The organism is Nocardia halotolerans, from assembly GCF_042650145.1.
Taxonomy (GTDB): Bacteria; Actinomycetota; Actinomycetes; order Mycobacteriales; family Mycobacteriaceae; genus Nocardia; species Nocardia halotolerans.
In genome coordinates this window covers 28,589-50,525 of sequence record NZ_JBHSDL010000009.1, presented here as the reverse complement: position 1 = coordinate 50,525, position 21,937 = coordinate 28,589, and the positions used below count along the sequence as shown (strand labels likewise).

Below are 21,937 nucleotides of genomic sequence, written 5' to 3'. Positions count from 1 at the left end.
CGCTGCGAGCACTACGCCCTCCGTGCGGCCGATCGTCGATTCCGCGTGCACCCGCATCGATCTGCATACCGCACCTCCGCGCCCGTCCCCGATTGTTCGCCTGTGCCGACAACTCCAAACGCTGCGAAAAGTCAAGGATAACAGCATAACTCGCACTGGTCGGCCCACTTTCGGAGCATGCGCACATACTCCGGTCAGCCGATGACCGACCCCCACTTTCCGTGCCATGTTCACCATGAAGCCGTGCCATTCCCCGCGCCGGGCACGCGGTGAGCACACGCCGAAAACTCCGCTCGGGCCAGGAGGTTCAGCTCGCCGGACGGGGCGCTGAGCCCGGCCGCGGCGATTGCTCGGCCATTGCGCGACCACCCGGCGTGAGGTTAGCGTCGAGTTCTCCCGCCTCCCTTGTTGTTTCGCAGCTCGCGGCGAAATCCCACGGTTCGATTTCGGCTCCCGAGGTGTCCCGTGCCGCGAGAGGCGGCCCGCACCTCTTGCCCGGACGCATCGCCATCCGGCTCGCTGACTCGATGAAGGAGCTCTGGAACATGCTGTGGGAAGCCCTGCTGTGGGTCACGCTGGTCGCCGGAATCGCCGGTGCGTGCGCCTACGGTCTGCGCAGGCGCGGCAAGAGCCGCGACGGTGAGTCGGTCAACGAGTCGGTGGGCCAGGTGTTCACGCTCGTGGCCGGATTGCAGGTGGTGCTCGCGTCGTTCCTGCTCATCGGCGTGCTCGACACCAATGCCGCCGCCGAGAAGGCGGTCGCCGAGGAAGCCGACCGGCTGCTGGCCTTGCAATGGGCGGGCGATTCGCTGCCCGAACCGGCTCGCAGCACCATCTCCGCCTCGGTGCGGCGCTACACCGGTGAAGTCATCGAGGTCGAATGGCCGGCCATGACGGCGGCCCAACGTGTCGAGGACACTGCGTGGAACGAGCTCAGCACGGTGCGCACCGCCATCGCGGGCACACCGGCGGCCGACGAGTGGCAGCGTTCCCGCCAGATCGCGGCGGCGGACCGGCTGTGGGAGGTGTACGAGGCACGCCAGACCCGGGTGGAAGCGGCGGGCAGCTCGCTGTCCCCGATGATGTGGGTGGCATTGATGCTGGGTGCGATGCTGTCCATCGGCCTGTCGCTGATGTTCGAGGGCACCAGCGCACGCGTACACGTCGTGGTGGTGGCCAGCTTCGCGGCGGTGGTCACCTTCATGATCTGCACGATCTATCAGCTACAAAACCCCTACGGCCGGGCCGCATCGATCGGTCCGGACGCCTTCACCACGATTCTGGGCCAGCTCACGTGAAGACTCCGATACGCACGGGGGTCTGCACGGTGATGGTCGGTGCGACGCTGTGGCTGCCCGGTGCTGTCGACGCCACGCCCCCGCTTCCCTCCATACCCGGTGTGCCACCGGGCGGCGAAATCCGGCCGCGGCCACCGGACGGCCGAAGCGTCCCGCTACCTCGATCTCATCAGCACCGCGAATTCGGTGCCGAGCTGGATGAGCACACAACCGCACCGTCACCTCCCCGAATCTCGACGACGATCATGCCCACCGCACCGCCGCCTCCACCCTTCTCCGCGCCGCACCGCCCACGCGTGGCGCCCACCCCGGATCACCCCACGTCCACCGCTCCCGCACCGCTCGGCCCCAAGAGCACTTCCCCGGCGCCGGCCCCTCCCCACCCCGGACTCTCCCTCTACGTTCCTGCACCGGAACAACCCCGGCCGTCCACGGACTTCCCCGAGCCCGCAACACCTCACCCCGGACAACCTGTCCCGCTCCCGTCTCCGGCGCTCCCGTCTCCGGCGCTGCCAGCTCCCGCGCTCCCGTCTCCGGCGCTACCGTCTCCGGCGCTGCCAGCTCCCGCGCTCCCGTCTCCCGCGCTACCCTCTCCCACGCTGCCAGCTCCCACGCTGCCAGCTCCCACGCTGCCAGCTCCCGCGCTACCGTCTCCCACGCTGCCAGCTCCCGCGCCACCGGTCGTGCCGGAGCCGGGGCTGCCCATACCGACCACACCGCCTCTCGAGCCCCGCATTCCACCCGGTGCCGCCGCCACGCCACCACCACCGACCGAACGACCCCGACCATCGAGCGAGGCCCCCGCGCGGCCGGCCGATCCGCCTTCGGAGTCGCCACCACAAACCAACCCACCTGAGCCGCCACCACCGCCGATGAGCGCCCCACCCACACCCCTGAAAGAAGCCACGACAGTGGCCGCGCGACCTGTGATCGAACAGCGCCGGTGGGCCATGGCCGCTCTGCTACTGATCCTCGGCAGTGCGGGCGCTGCCAGAGCCGCCCGCCGCCGCTCCTGACAACTCGCGGGCGTGGTTCGGCCCGCTTCACCGCACCCCGGAAACGACCGATCGCCGCAACCTGTCGGATTCGACAGTGTTGCGGCGATCGTGTGGAGCGGTGTCTCAGTGCTTCTCGGCACCCAGGTAGTACTCGAAGACCAGTCCGGCCGACGCGGCGAGCACCAGGATCACGCCGAGGCCGATCAACCAGAACTGGAAGAAGGCCAGGCCCAGCGCGGTGACCGAACCAGCGGCCGCCAGGAGGATGGGCCAGAAGCTGCCGGGCGAGAAGAAGCCCAGGTCGCCCGCGCCGTCGACGATCTCGGCGTCCTCGTAGTCCTCGGGCCGCAGGTCGATGCGGCGCGCGACGAACCGGAAGTAGGTGCCGATGATCAGCGACAGGCCCGCGGTCAGCACGATGGCGGTGGTGCCCGCCCATTCGATACCGGTGCGCGACTGAGCGGTGAAGAAGCCGTAGACGATGCCCACCAGGATGAAGAACGCCGTGAGCAGTTCGAAGATCCGCGCTTCGATCCTCATATCAGAATCCTCACTTGCTCTCGTTCACCGAAGCGCTCTTGATGTCGCGCTTGGTGTTGAAGGGGTACGTGGAGGTGGCCACCGGGGACTCGCCGATCGCCTCGAGGGCCTGACCGTTGGTCTTGCCGTCGATCCGCGCCTGCAAGTACTGGGCGAACTTCTCCGGCGACACCGCACGGACCTCGAAGTTCATCATCGAGTGGTAGGTGCCGCACATCTCGGCGCAGCGGCCGACGAACGCGCCTTCGGTGTCGATCCCGGAGATCTGGAAGACGTTGTCGGACTGGTTTTCCTTCGGGTTCGGCATCACGTCGCGCTTGAACATGAACTCCGGCACCCAGAAGGAGTGGATCACGTCGACGGCGGCGAGCTGGAACTCGATGCGCTTACCGGTGGGCAGCACCAGGATCGGGACCTCGGTGCTGGATCCGACGGTCTCGACCTTGTCGTAGTGCAGGTAGGACAGGATGTCGTTGGCCGGCTTGCCGTGCAGCGGGCCCGGCTGCTTGTGGCCGTCCTCGTCGGTGCGCTCGGCGTACTCGCGCAGCTGCTCCTCGTTGACCATCTCACGCTCGGTGTCGATGCCGTTCCAGGTCAGCCCGCCCACGTTGGCCACGTCGCGGTAACCGAACTTCCAGTTCCACTGGAAGGCGGTCACGTCGACGGTGACGTCCGGGTTCTCGTGCTTCTCGTGCACATAGTTCTGCACGACCACGGTGAAGTAGAACAGCACCGCGATGATCACGAACGGGATCGCGGTGTAGGTCAGCTCCAGCGACACGTTGTACCCGGTCTGGCGCGGGAACTCCGGGGAGTCCTTGCGCTTGCGGTGGAAGATGATGGTCCAGAAGGTCAGACCCCAGACCAGCACGCCCATGGCGAGCGCGGCCAGGACCGACCAGGTCCACAACTCCCGCATCCGGGCGGCTTCGGCGGTGATGCCCGAGGGCCAGCCGAATCGCAACCAAACATTGTCGATCGAGCAGCCCGAAACCAGGAGGGCAGTCATCCCCAAGGACACCGCCAGCCCGGCCCGCCGAAGGATCCGGCCCTGCCGACCCCGAACGGGTCGTGCCCCGATCTCTTCGCTCGCCTTGTGCGCCACGCTCACGCCTTCCTGGTCGCTACACATTCCGACACATCGCGTCGTCCGGGCCGCGATCCGCCCGTTCCGACACGCCTTCAAAGCACTTTCAGGCCGTCCCCGAGTATTGCCGCTGTGACGCCTGCACACCTGAGAAGGACCTGAGTACTACGCAGCGTAGACCAAAGCGGGCGCTGTCTTGCCGCGGGGTCGGTTTCGACACTCCGTCGACACCGGAGCGAACGCCGCGACCTGCGGTTTGATCTCGCACGCCGGCCGAATCGAGTCGGCAGGCCAACGATGACAGCGCTTTCGTCCTTCGCGCGACCGCCTGTCCGGGCCCGGTACAGGCATACTCGGTAGAGTTCAGTCGATTCTGCTGAATCGAGTGCATTCACTGCCACGCGCGCAGCGTTCCGGTGGCCCACGGCCGTCTCCGCTCGCACGTCCCCTCAACGAGAGAAGGTTGCCGACACCGTGTGCGGACTGCTCGGATTCCTGACAGCTGATCCGGCGACGACCGAGGTGGTCGATCAGGTGTACGACGCCCTGCACTGCCAGCGGCACCGCGGCCCGGACGAAAGAGGAACCTGGCACGGTGTCGCCTCGGAGCGGGGGCCGCTCGACGACCACATGATCTTCGGCTTCAACCGCCTCTCCATCATCGACATCGAGCACTCGCACCAACCGCTGCGCTGGGGCCCCGCCGACAATCCGCAGCGCTACGCGATGACCTTCAACGGTGAGATCTACAACTACCTGGAACTGCGCGAGCAGCTCGCCGCCGAGCACGCCGACGAATTCCCCGATGCCCAGATCTTCGCCACCGACGGCGACGGCGAGGCGATCGTGGCCGCCTTCCACTTCTGGGGCCCCGAGGCCGTGCGCAAGCTGCGCGGCATGTTCGCCTTCGCGATCTGGGACACCGAATCCCAGGAACTGTTCCTGGCGCGCGACCCGTTCGGCATCAAACCGCTTTTCCTCGCGACCGGCCCCGGCGGCACCGCCTTCGCCAGCGAGAAGAAGAGCGTGCTCGAACTGCTGAGCCCGCTGGGCCTGTCCGACGAGCTGGACCCGCGCGCGCTCGAGCACTACACGGTGCTGCAATACGTGCCCGAGCCCGAGTCGCTGCACCGCAACATCCGCCGCCTCGAATCCGGCACCTACGCCACGGTGCGCGTCGGCGGCGAGCCCGTCACCACCCGCTACTTCCGTCCCGACTTCCGGGTCCGCCCGTTCGCCGCGGGGTCCGAGCAGGCCCGCTACGCCGAGATCGCCGCCGCCCTGGAGGACTCGGTCGCCAAGCACATGCGCGCCGATGTCACCGTCGGTTCGTTCCTGTCCGGCGGTATCGACTCCACCGCCATCGCGGCGCTGGCCATGCGCCACAACCCGAACCTGATCACCTTCACCACCGGTTTCGAGCGCGAGGGCTATTCCGAGGTGGATGTGGCCGCCGAGAGCGCCGAGCTGATCGGCGCGCGCCACATCGTGAAGGTGGTCTCGCCGGTCGAGTTCGCCGCCGCCATCCCCGAGATCGTCTGGTACCTCGACGATCCCGTCGCCGACCCCGCCCTGGTCCCGCTGTACTTCGTGGCCAAGGAGGCCCGCAAGCACGTGAAGGTGGTGCTCTCCGGTGAGGGCGCCGACGAACTGTTCGGCGGCTACACCATCTACCGGGAACCGTTGTCGCTCAAGCCGTTCGAGTACTTGCCGCGGGGCGCGCGCAAACTCCTGGGCCGGTTGGCCGATCGGATCCCCGACGGCAGGCGCGGCAAGTCGCTGCTGCAGCGCGGCTCGCTGTCACTCGAGGACCGCTACTACGGCAACGCCCGCAGCTTCAACGACGCCCAGCTGCGTTCGGTGCTGCGTGAGTTCCGCCCCGAATGGACCCACCAGGACGTCACCGCCCCCATCTACGCCCAGTCCGCGGGCTGGGATCCGGTGGCGCGCATGCAGCACCTGGACCTGTTCACCTGGTTGCGCGGCGACATCCTGGTCAAGGCCGACAAGATGACCATGGCCAACTCCCTCGAGTTGCGCGTGCCGTTCCTGGACAACGAGGTCATGCGGGTCGCCGAAGGCATTCCGTTCGACCAGAAGATCACCAGGGAAACCTCCAAGTACGCCCTGCGCCAGGCCCTGGACGGCATCGTCCCCGATCACGTCCTGCACCGCGCCAAGCTCGGCTTCCCGGTCCCCCTGCGCCACTGGCTGCGCGGCACCGAACTCTACGACTGGGCCGAAACCCAGATCACCGAATCCCAGACCGACCACCTGCTCGACAAGGCGGCCGTCCTCCAGATGCTGCGCGACCACAAGGCCGGCCTGTCCGACCACAGCCGCCGCCTCTGGACCGTCCTGGTCTTCATGGTCTGGCACGGCATCTTCGTGGAAGACCGCATCAAGCCCGAAATCCAGGAACCCACCTACCCCGTCTCGCTGTAACGCCTCAGACCTGCCGGGCCGGCATCACCACCAGTTCCGGCAGGCTGACGTGGGCGGGCCTGCTGATCGCGAAGGCCACCACCTCGGCCAGCTCAGCCGCCGACAGCGGGTCGATGCGGGTGCAGACGTCGGCCAGCCAGGCCTGCCCGGCCTCGGAGCCGGCCAGCAGTTCGGTGGTCACGACACCGGGTTCCACGTTGGTGACCCGGACACGGCTCGTTGCGAGCTCGGCACGCAGGTTGCGCGACAGGTGGCTCACCGCCGCCTTGCTCGCCGCGTACACCCCGACGCCCGGTTCGACCCGTCCGGCCGAGATCGAGGAGATGTTCACGAGGTCGGCGCAACCTCTGCGCTGCGCCGACTCGATCAGATCGGGCACGAAGGCCTGGGTGATCCGTACCAGCGCACCGAGATTCAGATCGAGTTGCTGACTCATGGCTTGTACGCCCACGAGATCCGGGATCAGCACACCCGCGGCGTTCACCAGTAGGTCGGTGGTCCCGAGTTCGTCGGTCACGCGCCGGCGCACCTGTTCGGCGGCACCGTCGGCGATGAGGTCGTGGGCCAGCACGAGCACCCGCCCGGCGCCCGGTCGATCGGTGAGCTCGGCTCGCAGTGCTTCGAGGCGGTCGGCGCGGCGCGCGACGAGGGCGAGGTCGGCGCCCTGGGCGGCGAGGGTACGGGCGATGCCGGCTCCGATTCCGGAGGAGGCGCCGGTGACGACTGCGATTCGGTTCGTGTTGTTCATGATTCCGATCTTCGAACCGCCGTTCCCGCGCAACCAGTACCCGGCCGAAGGTGGTACCGGCAGGATCAGGCTCGCCCGGTGAGCGTCGTTCATGATGGAGCCATGGCCGATACCGAACTTGGTGCTTTTCTCCGTTCCCGGCGCGCGCGGCTCCAGCCGGAGGCAGTCGGCTTGCGCAGCTATGGCGGTCGACGCCGGGTCGCCGGGCTGCGGCGCGAGGAACTGGCCGTGCTGGCGGGGGTCAGCGTGCCCTATTACGTGCGGCTGGAACAGGGACGAGCGGGCAATGTGTCGTCCGAGGTGCTGACGGCGCTGGCCAGGGCACTGCTACTCGACGCGGCCGAGACTGCCCATCTGCACGATCTCGCCCGCCCGGACGGCCGGCGGATCGGTGTCGCGGCCGAGTCGGCCCTCGACGTTCAGGTGGTGCGGCCGACACTGCGGCGGCTGCTGGACGCGATGCCCGAGGTCCCCGCGTTCGTGCTCGGGCGCCGGACCGAAATGCTCGCGGGCAATCGCATGGCCGCGTTGCTGTTCTGGAATCAGCCGAATTCGCCGCCGTCCCAGACCAATTGCGCCCGCTCGGTGTTTCTCGACCCGGCCGTGCGCACGTTGTACCGGGACTGGCCCCACAAGGCCCGCGAGACCGTCGGCTTCCTGCGCCGCGACGCCGCCCGCTACCCGGGCGACGTCGCGCTCACCGCACTCATCGGCGAATTGACTTTGCGCAGTACCGAATTCAGCGTCCTGTGGGCCGAACACGAGGTCCGTCAGCGCGCCACCGGCCGCAATGTGCTCGATCATCCGCTCGTCGGCGAACTCGTCCTCGACTACGACAGCGTGGTGCCCGCCGACGACGCCGACCAGGTGCTGATCACCTATCTACCCGCCGAGGGCACCCGCACCGCTCAGGCGCTGCGCCTGCTCGGCGATTGGCATGCCGACACCGGCCGGCTCGAGCAGGTGCGGGTCACCGGCGAATAGGTTTCGGGCCGTCTACAGCAGGACCGACAGTTCGTCGGCGGCGTCGCTGCCGTACGCCTTGGTGAGGCGTTCGAGGGCGTCGCCGGTGTTGAGGGTCCATTCCTGGGTGCCGGTGGTTTCCAGGATGAGCACGGCGATGAGGGAGCCGAGCTGGGCGGCGCGTTCCAGGCTCAGCCCGGCGCGGTGGGCGGTGAGGAAACCGGCGCGGAAGCCGTCGCCGACACCGGTGGGGTCGATCTTGGCCACCTCGGGCACCACGCCGACGCGCACTTCGGTGCCGTCGGCGTCGACCACGAGAACGCCTTCGGCGCCGAGCGTGGTGACCCGGATGCCGACCTTCGCGGTGATCTCGGCTTCGCTGAGCCCGGTCTTCTGCTGCAGCAGCGCCCACTCGTACTTGTTGGTGAACAGGTAGGCGGCGCCGTCGACCAGTTCGGTGGCCTGCTCGCCGTCGAGGCGGGCCAGCTGCTGGGACGGGTCGGCGGCGTAGGCGATGCCCTGGGCTTTGGCCTGACGGGTGTGGGCCACCATCGCCTCGGGGTCGTTGGCGCCGACCAGCACCAGGTCGACGTCATGGGCGGCGGCGATCGCGGCGATGTCGATATCGCGTGCCTCGCTCATCGCGCCCGGGTAGAACGACGCGATCTGGGCCATCGCCTCGTCGGTGGTGCAGACGAACCGGGCGGTGTGCGCCTTCTCCGAGGTGTGCACGGCCGAACAGTCGACACCGCTGTCCTCGAGCCACTGCCGGTACTCGGCGAAGTCGGCGCCCACCGCACCGACGAGCACCGGTCGCTGCTTCAGCAGCCCCATCGCGTAGGCGATGTTGCCCGCCACTCCGCCACGGCGGATCTGCAGATCGTCGACGAGGAAACTCAGGGACACATGATCGAGTTGATCGGCGAGCAGCACATCGGCGAACCGGCCGGGGAAACGCATGAGGTGGTCGGTGGCGATGGACGCGGACACGGCTACAGACACGAGGCGAGGCCCCTTCGACGCTAGACGGGAAACAAGAAAGCCCGGGATCAACCGATCCCGGACTTCAACCGTAGCAAGGGTCACACCCCCGTGGTTCACCTCAGCGCAACCAGGTCACTACCGAACACAGGTACAACACCAACCACCCGCAGATCACCGCAACCCGCCCCGGCGGCCACCCTCAAGGCCGACCAAACCAGTTGGGCCGGAGTCCAGTTCGGCCACAATCCCAGTTTGGGCTACCAGCACAGTGGGACCGGAAGTCGAGCAGGCCGGAAGCCGAGTGGACCGGAAGCCGAGGGGACGGAACTAACCACCCTCACGAGTGGCACGACCACACCCCACGCCCCCACCTACGGACTCCCAACCCAACCCCCACGTTTTCGGCCGCCCCGAATCCGAGGGGCGAGACGTAACGCCGAAGGCGCAGTATCGCCCCTCGGATTCGGGGTGACGAGGCCGAAAACCCGCGGCGCCAGCCGCTAATTAAACGAGTCGCCGCAGGCGCAGCTGCCCGTCGCGTTGGGGTTGTCGATGGTGAAGCCCTGCTTCTCGATGGTGTCGACGAAGTCGATCGAGGCGCCCTGGATGTAGGGCGCGCTCATGCGGTCGACGGCCAGCTTCACGCCGGAGAACTCGACGACGAGGTCGCCGTCGAGGACGCGGTCGTCGAAGAAGAGCTGGTAGCGCAGGCCGGCGCAGCCGCCTGGCTGGACGGCGATCCGCAGGGCGAGGTCGTCGCGACCTTCCTGGTCGAGCAGCGCCTTCGCCTTGAGGGCGGCAGCGTCGGTCAGCGTCGCACCGTGGGTTTCGGTGGCGGTCTCGTTCTGCACAGTCATGGACACTCCTAGTTCGACTCAGCCCGTCAACGGACCTCAGGTGCACGGCGCACGACCGATATCAACACCATGGCACCGTTCGCTATTCCTATTTTGCCACCCCTGCCTCCGCGCGGGAACTCGCCCTGGGTGCTTGATCCCACCCTACGCGCCGCAGGAGGGTGATCCAGCTCACGCCGGGTCGGCATTGAGAGGGGGCCCACCGTGGGGCGGGACCGCGTTTCCCGATGGTAGGCCCATCGAATAGCCTGGTGAACGTGAAATTGTTTCGTCGCGACGAGTCCAGCACCATCGACGAGTCCGTCGACGCCTCGGTGCCCGACGTCGAGCAGTCCGCCGCCGCGCCCACTTCCACCACGCCGGGTAAGGGTCGTCCCACCCCGAAAAGGCGTGAGGCAGAAGGTAGACGGCGTGGTCCGGTGGCGCCTGCCCCGATGACCTCGAAGGAGGCCAGGGCTCGTCGCAAGGCGGCCAAGGGTTCCAGGTCCGACCGTAAGGCGGCCGCTGCCGATCGGCGCGCCGCGGTGCAGGATCGGCGTGCCCGGATGCTGGCCGGGGAGGACAAGTTCCTGTTGGCTCGCGACCGGGGTCCGGTGCGCGCCTATGTGCGCGATCTGGTGGATGCCCGCCGCAATCTCGTCGGCTTGTTCATGCCGATGACACTGGTGCTGATTCTGTTGATGTTCATGGTTCCGCAGCTGCAGACGATCGTGTCGTTGGCGATGCTGGTGATGCTGGTGTTCATGCTCATCGAGGGCTTCGTGCTCGGCCGGATCGTGAACAATCGGGTGGTGGCGCGTTTCCCGGACACCACCGACACCGGTTTCAAGCTCGGTTGGTACGCGTTCGTGCGCGCCTCCCAGATTCGTAAGATGCGCGCGCCCAAGCCCCGGGTCGGCCCCGGCGACGCCGTCTAGAAGCTTTCCTCGATTGCCGTTCCATCCGCGGGTGGGGCGGCATTCGTGTGTTCAGGGCCGGTCGGTACGGATGCTGTGCGTGTAGTCGGCGATGGCGGACAGTTCGGCGCCTACGCGCTGGGCGTCGCGGTCGATCACTCCGGTCGACCCGGTGGTGGTGCGGCCGATGAGCATCGCGAGCCCGAGGACGAGGGTGAGTGTGATCAGAAGAGCGAGCATGGCAGGAATTTTGCGCCCGTTTGTTTTCAGCCGACAGTGGCTGATGTGTCATTGTGCGTAAATATTCGGACAGATAGCCTGGGCTGATGCTGTCCCGGGTCGCCGTCGTCCTCAACGACACCCTCGCCATGTTCGAATTCGGTGTCGTGTGTGAGGTTTTCGGCCTCGATCGCACCGCTGACGGCCTGCCCGGCTTCGACTTCCGGGTCTGTGGCGTGGAACCGGGCACACCGCTGCGTTCGACCACCCCGGGCATCACGGTGACCCCGGAGTTCGGGCTCGGCGAACTCGCGCACGCCGATCTGGTCGCGCTGCCCGCCGCCCCGATCGATCGCTACGACGACCGGATCATCGACGCCGTGCGCACCGCCGCCGACGCGGGCGCGATCGTGCTCACCGTCTGTTCGGGCGCCTTCCTGGCCGGTGCCGCGGGCCTGCTCGACGGACGCAAATGCACCACGCACTGGCGCTACGTGGACCAGCTCGCCGCCCGCTTCCCCGCCGCCACCGTCGACCCCGATGTGTTGTTCGTCGACGAGGGCGATCTGATCACCAGCGCGGGCACCGCCGCCGGCATCGACGCGTGCCTGCACCTGGTGCGCCGCGAGATCGGTACCGCCGCGGCCAACGGCATCGCGCGCCGCATGGTGGTCTCGCCGCAACGCGACGGCGGGCAGCGTCAGTTCATCGAGCAACCCGTGCCCGAATGCCACTCCGAGGGCCTGTCGAGCACCCTGGCCTGGCTCAGCGAGAACCTCACCCATCCGCACACCGTCGACGAGCTCGCCGCCCGCTCGAGCATGTCGACGCGCACCTTCGCCCGCCGTTTCGTCGCCGAAACCGGCACCACCCCGGGCAAATGGCTCACCAGCCAGCGGGTGCTGTTCGCCAAGCACCTGCTCGAAGCCACCGACCTGCCTCTCGAGCGCGTCGCCGACCGGGCCGGTTTCGGCTCCGGCGCCCTGCTGCGCCACCACTTCCAGCGCCACGTCGGCCTCGCACCCACCGAATACCGCCGCCGCTTCGGCGCGAGCGGTTGAGCCGCACATCGGCGAGTTCGTGCCCGCGGCGACCACACCGGCCCACGCTGGGAATCGGCGCCCGGTAACACACCACGGCACTGTGAGGTGTCATGGCCGGCTTGACCTGGGTGGCCGAAACTGTTGAGCTGGCATGGTGTTTCGCAGTGGGTGGGGAAGTTTTCGTCGGTTGAGCAAGGCCGTCACGCTCGTCACGGCAGTTGTGCTCGCCTCGTCGGTCGGCATGTCCGCCGCTGTGGCCGCACCGCTCGCCGCGCCGGTGTTGCGCGCGCCAGCGGGCGGTTTCGAGGAACTGTCCGTGCCGTCGAGCATGGGGCCGATCAAGGTCCAGGTGCAGTGGGCGGCGCGCGGTGGCAGCGCCGCCCTCTATCTCCTCGACGGGCTGCGGGCCCCGGCAGATCACAGCCAGTGGACCACCGACACCGACGCCCTGCGTCGATTCGCAGGTGACAACGTCACGCTGGTGCTGCCGGTGGGTGGCCACTCCAGTTTCTACACCGACTGGTACCGGCCGAGCAGCACCAATCAGCAAGCCACCACCTACAAGTGGGAAACCTTCCTCACCCGCGAACTGCCGGACTACCTGGCCGGGTACGGCGTGTCCCGCACCAACAACGCGATCGTCGGCGTCTCCATGGGTGGTAATGCGGCGCTCACGCTGGCCGCCCACCACCGCGACCAGTTCCGCTTCGCCGGCTCGTTCTCCGGCTTCCTCAACCCCACCTACCCGATGTGGAACCAGGCCATGCGCGCCGCCATGCTCGACGAGGGCGGTTTCAACGTCGACGACATGTGGGGCGCGCCCGGCAACCCGGCGTGGAGCCGCAACGACGCCACCGTCCAAGCCGAACGGCTGCGCGGGCTGCCGATGTACGTGACGAGCGGCAACGGCGTCCCCGGTCCTCTCGACCTGCCCAGCGGCGTCGGCAACACGATCAACGCGGCCGGGATCGAGGCACTGGCCGCGATCGCGGCGAGCATCTTCCGCGACCGCACCGCCGCCCTCGGCATCCCCGCCCGCGTGGACTTCACCAACGGCACCCACACCTGGCCGTACTGGCAACAGTCGCTCACCACAGCCCGCCCGATGATCCTGGACGCCCTCCGAGCCCACTGACCCCTCACCACCAAGAAGTCGCGAAGAGGCAGGTGAGCACATGGGTAACTCCTGGGGAACGGGCCAACCCACCACGCCCCCAAAGCTTGCCGCCTCCCCACTCCCCCCGCACCTGAATCCGGCCTGAATTCCCGGAGAGGCGGTCGAGCATTACGGTGCTGGGGTGGCCACTCGTGTTCTCGTCCTCGGCGGTGCCCGTTCCGGTAAGTCGGCTTTCGCGGAGGGCCTGGTGGCCGACGCGCCCACGGTCCGCTACCTGGCGACCGCGGTCCTCGATCCCGCCGATCACGACTTCGCCGACCGGATCGCCGTGCATCGCGGCCGGCGACCCGCGCACTGGTCCACCGTCGAGAACACCGAGCCCGCGACGGTTCTCGCCACCGAGACCCCGGCGACCCTGCTCGACGACATCGGCACCTGGCTCACCGCCCGCCTCGACGCCCGCCGAGCCTGGGACGCACCGCGCGGCACCGTCGCGCCCGACTGCGATGCGCTCGTCGACGCCGTGGCCGGGTACCAGCAGCAGCTGGTGGTCGTCTCGCCCGAGGTGGGGATGGGTGTCATCCCGGCGACCCGGTCGGGGCGGTTGTTCCGCGACGAGATCGGCACCCTGAACCAGCGTCTCGCGCGGGTGTGCGACGAGGCGTATCTCATCGTGGCCGGTCTGCCGGTTCGGCTGAAATGAGCCGGGCCGGTCTGCGCGGCGCACCGTGATCCGGGCAAGATGAGCCTCGAACACCCGGCACCACTTTCGAAAGGCTTGCCAGTGACTCACGGATTCGACCCGGTCGCGGCCCCGGACGCGCAGGTCCGCGCGGCGGCCGAGCGGCGCCAGACGCAGCTCACGAAACCGGCCGGGTCGCTGGGACGGCTCGAGGCGCTCGGGAACTGGGTCGCCGCCTGTCAGGGCGTGTGCCCGCCCACCCAGTTCGAACGCGCCCGGGTGGTGCTGTTCGCCGGTGACCACGGTGTGGCGCAGCACGGGGTTTCGGCGTATCCGAGCGAAGTCACCGCACAGATGGTGGCCAATTTCCTGGCCGGCGGTGCGGCCGTGAACGCGCTGGCCGCCGTGGCGGGCGCGACCGTGCGGGTGGTCGACATCGCCGTCGACGGTGATACCGACCCGACCGTCTCCCGGCACAAGGTGCGCCGCTCGAGCGGTGCCATCGACCGGGAAGATGCCCTCACCATCGATGAGGTCACCGCCGCGCTGGCGGCGGGTCGCGCCATCGCCGACGAGGAGATCGACGCCGGCGCCGACCTGCTCATCGCCGGGGACATGGGCATCGGCAACACCACTCCGGCCACCGTGCTCATCGCGATCCTCACCGGCACCGAACCGGTCGCCGCGGTCGGTCGCGGCACCGGGGTCGACGATGCGGGCTGGATCCGCAAGGTCGCCGCGATCCGCGACGGCATGCGCCGCGCCCGCCCGGTCGCCACCGATCCCGTCGACCTGCTGCGGGTGGCCGCGGGCGCCGATTTCGCCGCGATGACCGGTTTCCTCGCCCAGGCCGCCGCCCGGCGCACCCCGGTGCTGCTCGACGGCGTCGTCGTCACCGCGGCCGCCCTGGTCGCCGAAGACCTGGCCGCGGGTGCGAAAGCGTGGTGGCTGCCGGCCCACCGTTCCACCGAACCGGCCCACGAACTGGCGCTGAAGCACCTGCGACTGGAACCGCTGGTCGATCTGAACATGCGCCTCGGCGAAGGTTCCGGCGCGCTGACCGCCCTGCCGATCCTGCGCGCCGCCGTGGCCGTGCTCGCCGAGATGTCGACCTTCGCCGATGCGGGCGTGAGCACCTCGGCCGCCGAGCCGAACCCGGTCGACCTCGTCAAGTGATCATGATCCGCGAGCGCCCGGAGGGACCCGGCGGATCTGTATGCGACGACGGGCGCAGGACAGTACGTCGCGACTGCGGTGTGTCGTGAACGCCCTGCGGTTGGCGATCTCCTGGCTCACGGTTGCCCCGATCGCCGGGCCCGCCGATGTCGATCGGCACAGCGCCGGGCGCGCCATCACCCTCGCTCCCCTGGTCGGTCTGGCCCTCGGTCTGCTCGCGGCGGTCACGCTGTGGGTGTTCGAGCACGCGGGCCTGTCCTTCGCCCTGGCCGGGCTGCTCACCGTCGGTGCCGGGGCGCTGCTCACTCGTGGCATGCACCTCGACGGTCTGGCCGACACCGTCGACGGGCTCGGGAGTTACGGCCCGCCGGAACGCGCGCGCGAGATCATGAAGTCCGGCGGTGCGGGTCCTTTCGGGGTCGCCGCGCTGATCTTCGTGATCGCCGGCCAGTCGCTGGCGTTCGCGGCGCTGGCCGAGCAGCAACGCTGGTTCGCGGTCGTGCTGGCCGTGGCAGCGGGTCGGGTCGCGGTGGTGCCGGCGTGCCGCCGCGGCGTCGCGGCCGCGCCCGGCGCCGGGTTCGGTGCGCTGGTGGCGGGCACCCAGTCGCGGGCTGCCGCACGGGGCTGGCCCGTCCTGGCCGTGCTCGCCGCGACGGTGGCGATCCCGGGCAACCTCTGGCTGGGCCCGGTCGTGCTGACGGCCGCCTTCGTTTTGTCGGTTCTCCTCACCCGGCACTGTGTCCGCCGTTTCGGTGGGCTCTCCGGTGACGTCCTCGGCGCGGTCGTCGAGATCACCGTTTCGATTGCGGCAGTGGGATTCTCGCTCGCCGCGTGACCCACAGCCGGACCTGCCGAAACTCGGACTGGTCACAAGTTCAAGACGTCTCGGTTTGTGTGTGCGCACAGACAGCCCACTCATCGGTACTCGGGTGCGTCCCCAGCACACCGGTAGCAATACAGTGGATGTCATGTCTTCCGAGCGCCTCTACTTCCGTCAGCTGCTCTCCGGCCGGGACTACGCCGTGGGCGATCCGATCGCCACACAGATGCGTAATTTCGCCTATCTGATCGGTGATCGGGAGACCGGCGAGACCCTGCTGGTCGACCCCGCCTACCAGGCCGGTGACGTGGTCGATCTGGCCGAGGCCGACGGCATGCGGGTGAGCGGAGTGCTCGCCACCCACCACCACCCCGACCATGTCGGCGGCACCATGCTCGGTTTCACCCTCGGCGGTGTGCGCGAGCTGCTCGAGAAGACCAGCGTTCCCGTACACGTGAACAACCAGGAACTGGACTGGGTCGCCCAGACCACCGGCATCGCGCCGAGCGAACTCACCGGCCACGACCACGGCGACAAGGTGCGCGTCGGCGCGTTCGAGATCGAACTGCTCCACACACCCGGCCACACCCCGGGCAGCCAGTGCTTCCTGTTCGACGGCCGCCTCATCTCCGGCGACACCCTGTTCGTCGACGGGTGCGGGCGCACCGACTTCCCCGGCGGCGACTCCGATGAAATGTTCCGCAGCCTGCGCCGGCTCTCCGAACTCGACGGCAACCCGGTGGTCTACCCGGGTCACTGGTACTCCGAGGCACCCAGCGCCGCACTGGCGACACTGCGCGACAGCAACTACGTGTTACGCCCGCAGTCGCTGCAGCAGTGGCAGGCGCTGATGCCGGGCTGACACCGAAAAGAGCGGGCCCCACTCGGGGCCCGCTCTTTCTCAGCTGTTGCTGTCTACAGGCTGCGCATCCACCCGTGGGTGTCGGCGAAGGTGCCGCGCTGGATGCCGGTCAGCGTGTCGCGCAGCGCCATCGTCACCTCACCGGGCTCGCCACCGCCGATCGCGAACTCCCCATCGGTGGAGCGCACCCAGCCGACCGGAGTGATCACCGCGGCGGTGCCGCACGCGAAAACCTCACTGATCTCGCCGGATTCGGCACCCGCGCGCCACTCCTCGACCGAGACCTTGCGCTCCTCGACGGAGTACCCGGAGTCGGCGGCGAGGGTGAGCAGTGAGTCGCGGGTGATGCCCGGCAGCAGCGAACCCGACAGCGAGGGAGTCACCAGCCGGGCCTGGGAACCGGTGCCGTAGACGAAGAACAGGTTGTTGGTACCCATCTCCTCCACATAGCGGCGCTCGCAAGCGTCCAGCCACACCACCTGGTCACAGCCCTTGTCCGTGGCCTGCGCCTGGGCCAGCAGCGAAGCGGCGTAGTTGCCCGCCACCTTCGCCTCGCCCGTACCGCCCGGGGCCGCCCGCACGTATTCGGTGGACAACCACACCCGCACCGGCTTCACCCCGCGCGGGAAGTACGCACCCGCGGGCGAGGCCAGCAGCAGGTATTTGTAGGCCGAGGCCGGCTTCACGCCCAACCCGGCCTCGGTGGAGAACATGAACGGCCGCAGGTACAGCGAATCCTCGCCACCGGCTGCGGGCACCCAGTCGGCGTCGACGTCGAGCAGCTGACGCACCGACTCGATGAACAGTTCCTCGGGTAGCTCGGCCATCGCCATCCGCGCGGCCGAGCGCCGGAAGCGCGCCGCGTTGGCGTCGATGCGGAAGGTCGCGATGGAGCCGTCGGGCTGGCGGTAGGCCTTGAGCCCTTCGAAGATCGCCTGCCCGTAGTGGAACACCATGGTCGCCGGGTCCATCGACAGCGGGCCGTACGGTTCGACCCGCGCGTTGGCCCACTGTCCGTCGGCGTAATCGATCGACACCATGTGATCGGTGAAGAATCGCCCGAAACCGGGCGCCGCCAGAGCCTCTGCCCGCTGCTGCGCCGCCAGGGGCGCGGGGTGCGGAATACGAGTGAACTGTGCAGCAACTGTCATGACGCGATCCTAACTCCGGGCAATCCGGTCACTTCGTCTTGGTGTCGACGAACGGCGGCTTGACCACCTCGCAGCGCAACCGGCGCCCGCGCACGTCGACCTCCACCTCGTCGCCGGGGGCGAGCTTCGCCTCGGTGTCGAGCAAGGCGAGTGCGATGCCCACCTTCAGCGAGGGTGAGAAGGTGCCCGAGGTGGTTTCGCCCACCGGTTCGCCGTCGCGCAGCACGCTCTGCCCCTGACGCAGCACACCGCGGTCGAGCGCGCGCAGACCCATGAGGGTGCGGCGTGGACCGTCGGCCTTCTCCTGCGCCAGCGCGACCTTGCCCCAGAACTGCGGTTTCTGCCAGCCGACCGCCCAGCCGGCGCGGGCCTGAACCGGGCTGATGTCGAGCGAGAGTTCGTGTCCGTGCAGCGGGTAACCCATCTCGGTGCGCAGGGTGTCGCGGGCGCCGAGGCCGGCGGGCTGACCACCGGCGGCGCGCACCTGCTCGAGCAGGGCCCGGAACACCGCTTCGGCATCGTCCCACTCGGGCAGCAGTTCGTAGCCCTGCTCACCGGTGTAGCCGGTCCGGCACACGCGCACCGGCCGACCGTTCCATTCGGCGTCGACGTAGGCCATGTATTCCATGTCGGTCGGCAGTCCGAGCGCGGTGAGCACCTCGGTGGACTTCGGGCCCTGAACAGCGAACACCGCGTAGTCGCGATGCTCGTCGGTCACCGTGATCGCCGGGGGCGCCGCCTTGCGCAGCTCGGCCACGACCGCGGCCGTGTTCGCCGCGTTGGGCACGAGGAACACTTCGTCGTCGCTGACGTAGTAGGCGATCAGGTCGTCGATCACCCCGCCGTCGGCCGCACAGCACAGCGTGTACTGCGCCTTGCCGGGCCGGATCCGGCCCAGGTCGTTGGTCAGCGCCGAGTTCACGAACGCCGCCGCACCCGGCCCGGCCACCGTCGCCTTGCCGAGGTGGCTCACATCGAACAGGCCGACCGCGTCGCGAACCGCGTTGTGCTCGCCGACCGTGCCGCCGTACTGCACCGGCATCTCCCAGCCGCCGAACGGAGCGAAAGTGGCTCCGAGTTCGACATGGACGGCGTGAATGGGGCCTTCGAGCAGTACGTTGTCGGTCATGGCCCGAGCTTATCGCCGCAGGGCAGATGCGGCGGTGTGCCCCTGCTTTTGGGGGCGCGTACGCGGGTATCGCGCATCGTGCAACCATGCGAGAATCACGAACGTCAATGTCCGCAGACCGGTGGAGTCGAAGACCGTCGCGACCCGGCTTCGAGGGGTGCGCGGGTGGCGATGGTCGCTTCGAAAGTTGCAGCCGGGCAACGACTGTAGTCTTCGAACTGTGAGTGAGTTGCCCCGCGCCAGGTTCGGTCATGTCGCGCGAATGGACGAAGCCGTGAGCCTGGCCGTGTCCCGCATACCGGAATCGTCGGTCGATCGCGGCATGCTGCGACTGACCAGGTCGGCCAACACCGGCGGTCTGTGGTTGGCGGCCGCGGCGGTGCTGGCGGCCACACCCGGCCCGCCCCGCCGCGCCGCCCTGCGGGGAGTGATCGCCCTGGCCGGCACGAGCCTGACGGTGAATTTCGTGCTCAAGACCCTGATTCCGCGCCGTCGCCCGCCCGCGGAACTGATGCCGCGCGGGCGCAGGCTCATCGACGCGCCCGCCTCCTCGTCGTTCCCGTCGGGCCACAGCGCCAACGCGGCTGCCTTCGCCACGGCCGTCGCCCTGGAGAGCCCGCGCACCGCCCTCGCGATCGCGCCGGTCGCCGCGGCGGTGGCGTATTCGCGGGTCCACACCGGCGCGCACTGGCCTTCGGATGTGCTCGTCGGCGCCGGTGTCGGCACCGCGGTGGCGTTGACCACGCGACGCTGGTGGCCGATCCGCGAATCCGACGAGGCCGAGGCACACGCTGTGCAGAACGCCCCGATCCTGGCCGAGGGCAAGGGCCTGCTGCTGCTGATCAATCCGCGCTCCGGCGATGCCAACTACGATCCCACCGCCGATATCGCCGAGGCGCTGCCCGCGGCGACCCTGCTGCACACCGCCCTCGGCCGCGACGCGGCGAACCAATTGCAGGAAGCCATCGATCCGTCGGTGGTGGCGGTCGGCGCGGCCGGTGGTGACGGCACCATCGCCGCGGGCGCGGCCGTCGCGATCCGCAACGACCTCCCGCTGGTCGTCGTGCCCGCGGGCACCTTGAACCACTTCGCCCGCGACCTCGGCGTCTACGACCTGCGCGAGGTGGCCGACGCCACCGGTGCGGGCGAAGCGGTCGAAGTCGACATCGCCGCAGTCGAACTCGACACCCCCACCGGGGTGCGCACCCACCATCTGATCAACACCGCCAGCATCGGCGCCTATCCCGAGCTGGTCCGGCTGCGGGAGAAGTGGGAGGACCGCTGGGGCAAGTGGCCCGCCTTCGCCGCCGCGCTCGTGGTCACGCTGCGCCGGGCCGAACCGATCCGCATCCGGGTCGACGACCGCTGGCACGACATGTGGTTCCTGTTCATCGGCAACGGCCCCTACCACCCGCACGGCGCCGTTCCCGCCTTCCGTTCCCGGCTGGACGAGGGGCTGCTCGATGTGCGCTGGCTGCGCGCCGACGTGCGGTTCTCCCGGACCCGCGCGGTACTCGCACTGATGCTCGCCGCGATCGGGCACAGCCGGGTCTACGGCGAACGCCAGACCCACGAGCTCACCATCGCCTCGGAATCCCCGGTGTCGGTGGCCGCCGACGGCGAGGTGATCGGTTCGGCGAAGAACCTCCGTTTCGCCATCGCCGGTCGCGTGACGGTGTACCGCCGCGACGAGGACAACCCGCGCTGGGAGAATCGCGCCCGTCCGCACCATCGCCGGCCGCTGCAGTGGCTCGCCGATCGCCGGCGCTGAGACCCACTGCCCTGGTCGCTCACAAACCCGTCTCACCTCGATCACCATCGCCCACAACAACCTTGCGCACGCACCCCCGGCTGTGGTCATGATGGATCATGAACTCCCCGGACGGTGCCCACGCGTTCAGCGCGAACGAAGCCGACCACCGCTGGGATCCCTGGACACCGAGCGTGGTCGCCGCGCGGCTCGCGTCCAGCCCGGTCCCGTGGGCGGTGGCCGGCGGCTGGGCACTGGATCTGTTCGCCGGTGAGGTCTCGCGCGCTCACGACGACATCGAGATCTCCATTCCCCGAACAGCTTTCCGGCAGATCGCGGCCGTGTTCCCCGAATACGAGTGGGATGTCCCCGGCGACGGCACACTCTGGCCCTACGCCCAGGCCGCCGAGCGCGCCGACCTGCACCAGACCTGGTTGCGCGATCCGTCGACCGGCACCTTCCACCTCGACGTGTTCCGCGAACCCCACGACGGCAACACCTGGATCTGCCGACGTGACAACACCATCCGGCTGCCGTACACAGATCTCCTCCGCCGCTCGCGCACCACCGAAATCCCCTACCTCGTCCCCGAAGTCGTGTTGCTGTTCAAGGCTCGCGCCAACCGACCCAAGGACGACAACGACTTCCACCGCATCCTGCCCCTGCTGCTCGGCTATCAGCTCGCCCGGCTGAACAGCTGGTTGGGCCGGGTGCATCCGGGCCACTCGTGGCTGACCGAGATCGCCCGCGCGACCGGTTCCGCGCCGTCCGGGCAGTGACGCCGAAGCTACCGACTGGTACCGAACCGTAGATTTCCGGCAAATCGCCCAAACGTGAAACACTGTGCGCCGCTGTTCAATTGATCGGAGCACAATGAAATTCGCCGTTACTCTCGGGACCGCCGCCGTCGCCGCCTTCGCCTTCGCGATCGCGACTCCGTCGGTGGCCACCGCGCAGTCTTCGAACTGCCACGACTCCTACTCCCCCTGCCTACCCATCGTGAGCGATGTCGACTGCGAGGGCGGCAGCGGAAACGGCCCCGTGTACACCGGTCCCGTCCGGGTGATCGGCCCCGACGACTACGGCCTCGACCGCGACGGTGACGGGTACGGCTGCGAGTAGACAGCAGCAGGGGCGTGCGATGGCCTCATCGCACGCCCCTGCTCGCTCAA

At 68.7% G+C, this 21,937-nt stretch carries 21 protein-coding genes; 13 read left to right on the top strand and 8 right to left on the bottom strand.

All coding sequences use genetic code 11. From position 1 onward, the window contains the following. Positions 1-527 precede the first annotated feature (527 nt). The gene (locus ACFO5K_RS09490) at positions 528-1,298 is read left to right on the top strand and encodes a bestrophin-like domain (protein ID WP_378559162.1); all 771 of its coding nucleotides are present in this window, start codon (positions 528-530) and stop codon (positions 1,296-1,298) included. A gap of 1,121 nt (positions 1,299-2,419) precedes the next feature. Here the strand turns inward: ACFO5K_RS09490 and ACFO5K_RS09485 are convergent. Both ACFO5K_RS09485 and ctaC read right to left on the bottom strand, forming a co-directional pair. Then, positions 2,420-2,836 carry a cytochrome c oxidase subunit 4 gene (locus ACFO5K_RS09485; protein WP_378559159.1) on the bottom strand — a complete coding sequence of 139 codons (417 nt, stop codon included), beginning with the start codon at positions 2,834-2,836 and terminating at the stop codon, positions 2,420-2,422. A gap of 10 nt (positions 2,837-2,846) precedes the next feature. Beyond that, positions 2,847-3,845, bottom strand: a complete 999-nt coding sequence (ctaC, locus tag ACFO5K_RS09480) for an aa3-type cytochrome oxidase subunit II (RefSeq protein ID WP_378559156.1) — start codon at positions 3,843-3,845, stop codon at positions 2,847-2,849. Positions 3,846-4,397: 552 nt separating this feature from the next. On the opposite strand from ctaC, the gene asnB reads away from it, so the two are divergent. Beyond that, positions 4,398-6,368: an asparagine synthase (glutamine-hydrolyzing) gene (gene asnB / locus ACFO5K_RS09475; protein WP_378559153.1), complete on the top strand. Its 1,971-nt coding sequence runs from the start codon at positions 4,398-4,400 to the stop codon at positions 6,366-6,368. Positions 6,369-6,372: 4 nt separating this feature from the next. On the opposite strand, the gene ACFO5K_RS09470 is transcribed toward asnB, so the two are convergent. Further along, positions 6,373-7,116, bottom strand: coding sequence for an SDR family oxidoreductase (locus tag ACFO5K_RS09470; protein ID WP_378559150.1), 744 nt, complete (start codon positions 7,114-7,116; stop codon positions 6,373-6,375). Positions 7,117-7,218: 102 nt separating this feature from the next. Between ACFO5K_RS09470 and ACFO5K_RS09465 the strand changes: the two genes are divergently transcribed. Further along, entirely contained in the window at positions 7,219-8,100 is an 882-nt protein-coding gene (locus ACFO5K_RS09465; protein ID WP_378559147.1) for a helix-turn-helix domain-containing protein, read from the top strand. 12 nt (positions 8,101-8,112) lie between these two features. On the opposite strand, the gene ACFO5K_RS09460 is transcribed toward ACFO5K_RS09465, so the two are convergent. Together ACFO5K_RS09460 and ACFO5K_RS09455 are read right to left on the bottom strand one after the other, a co-directional pair. Beyond that, positions 8,113-9,039 (bottom strand): carbohydrate kinase family protein, encoded by a 927-nt coding sequence (locus ACFO5K_RS09460; RefSeq protein WP_378559340.1) that lies wholly within the window; start codon positions 9,037-9,039, stop codon positions 8,113-8,115. A gap of 524 nt (positions 9,040-9,563) precedes the next feature. Continuing rightward, positions 9,564-9,920 (bottom strand): HesB/IscA family protein, encoded by a 357-nt coding sequence (locus ACFO5K_RS09455; RefSeq protein ID WP_378559144.1) that lies wholly within the window; start codon positions 9,918-9,920, stop codon positions 9,564-9,566. A gap of 257 nt (positions 9,921-10,177) precedes the next feature. Here ACFO5K_RS09455 and ACFO5K_RS09450 point away from each other — a divergent pair, with 257 nt between their 5' ends. After that, on the top strand, positions 10,178-10,837 hold the full coding sequence (locus ACFO5K_RS09450) for a DUF3043 domain-containing protein (RefSeq protein ID WP_378559141.1): 660 nt from the start codon (positions 10,178-10,180) through the stop codon (positions 10,835-10,837). 51 nt (positions 10,838-10,888) lie between these two features. Here the strand turns inward: ACFO5K_RS09450 and ACFO5K_RS09445 are convergent, their stop codons facing one another. After that, a complete protein-coding gene (locus tag ACFO5K_RS09445) occupies positions 10,889-11,056 on the bottom strand; it encodes a hypothetical protein (RefSeq protein WP_378559138.1) in 168 nt (55 codons plus the stop codon). A gap of 86 nt (positions 11,057-11,142) precedes the next feature. Between ACFO5K_RS09445 and ACFO5K_RS09440 the strand changes: the two genes are divergently transcribed. The 6 genes from ACFO5K_RS09440 (at position 11,143) to ACFO5K_RS09415 (ending at position 16,735) form a co-directional block, all read left to right on the top strand. Then, positions 11,143-12,096 (top strand): helix-turn-helix domain-containing protein, encoded by a 954-nt coding sequence (locus ACFO5K_RS09440; protein WP_378559135.1) that lies wholly within the window; start codon positions 11,143-11,145, stop codon positions 12,094-12,096. A gap of 133 nt (positions 12,097-12,229) precedes the next feature. Continuing rightward, positions 12,230-13,213 (top strand): alpha/beta hydrolase, encoded by a 984-nt coding sequence (locus ACFO5K_RS09435; RefSeq protein ID WP_378559132.1) that lies wholly within the window; start codon positions 12,230-12,232, stop codon positions 13,211-13,213. A 163-nt stretch (positions 13,214-13,376) separates the two neighbouring features. Continuing rightward, the gene (locus tag ACFO5K_RS09430; RefSeq protein WP_378559129.1) at positions 13,377-13,898 is read left to right on the top strand and encodes a bifunctional adenosylcobinamide kinase/adenosylcobinamide-phosphate guanylyltransferase; all 522 of its coding nucleotides are present in this window, start codon (positions 13,377-13,379) and stop codon (positions 13,896-13,898) included. Between the two features lie 39 nt (positions 13,899-13,937). Then, positions 13,938-15,053 (top strand): nicotinate-nucleotide--dimethylbenzimidazole phosphoribosyltransferase, encoded by a 1,116-nt coding sequence (cobT, locus tag ACFO5K_RS09425; RefSeq protein WP_378559126.1) that lies wholly within the window; start codon positions 13,938-13,940, stop codon positions 15,051-15,053. A gap of 85 nt (positions 15,054-15,138) precedes the next feature. After that, positions 15,139-15,888, top strand: coding sequence for an adenosylcobinamide-GDP ribazoletransferase (locus ACFO5K_RS09420; RefSeq protein ID WP_378559123.1), 750 nt, complete (start codon positions 15,139-15,141; stop codon positions 15,886-15,888). A 133-nt stretch (positions 15,889-16,021) separates the two neighbouring features. Continuing rightward, positions 16,022-16,735: an MBL fold metallo-hydrolase gene (locus ACFO5K_RS09415; protein WP_378559120.1), complete on the top strand. Its 714-nt coding sequence runs from the start codon at positions 16,022-16,024 to the stop codon at positions 16,733-16,735. Positions 16,736-16,788: 53 nt separating this feature from the next. Here ACFO5K_RS09415 and ACFO5K_RS09410 read toward each other — a convergent pair whose 3' ends face one another. After that, positions 16,789-17,886 (bottom strand): branched-chain amino acid aminotransferase, encoded by a 1,098-nt coding sequence (locus ACFO5K_RS09410; protein ID WP_378559117.1) that lies wholly within the window; start codon positions 17,884-17,886, stop codon positions 16,789-16,791. A 28-nt stretch (positions 17,887-17,914) separates the two neighbouring features. Further along, on the bottom strand, positions 17,915-19,015 hold the full coding sequence (gene gcvT, locus ACFO5K_RS09405) for a glycine cleavage system aminomethyltransferase GcvT (protein ID WP_378559114.1): 1,101 nt from the start codon (positions 19,013-19,015) through the stop codon (positions 17,915-17,917). Positions 19,016-19,235: 220 nt separating this feature from the next. Between gcvT and ACFO5K_RS09400 the strand changes: the two genes are divergently transcribed. The 3 genes from ACFO5K_RS09400 to ACFO5K_RS09390 all read left to right on the top strand — a co-directional run bounded on the left by ACFO5K_RS09400 (position 19,236) and on the right by ACFO5K_RS09390 (position 21,887). Further along, positions 19,236-20,786, top strand: a complete 1,551-nt coding sequence (locus ACFO5K_RS09400; RefSeq protein WP_378559111.1) for a bifunctional phosphatase PAP2/diacylglycerol kinase family protein — start codon at positions 19,236-19,238, stop codon at positions 20,784-20,786. Positions 20,787-20,884: 98 nt separating this feature from the next. Beyond that, positions 20,885-21,544 (top strand): nucleotidyltransferase domain-containing protein, encoded by a 660-nt coding sequence (locus tag ACFO5K_RS09395; protein WP_378559108.1) that lies wholly within the window; start codon positions 20,885-20,887, stop codon positions 21,542-21,544. A 94-nt stretch (positions 21,545-21,638) separates the two neighbouring features. Next, positions 21,639-21,887: a hypothetical protein gene (locus ACFO5K_RS09390; RefSeq protein ID WP_378559105.1), complete on the top strand. Its 249-nt coding sequence runs from the start codon at positions 21,639-21,641 to the stop codon at positions 21,885-21,887. The last annotated feature ends 50 nt before the right edge of the window (positions 21,888-21,937 follow it).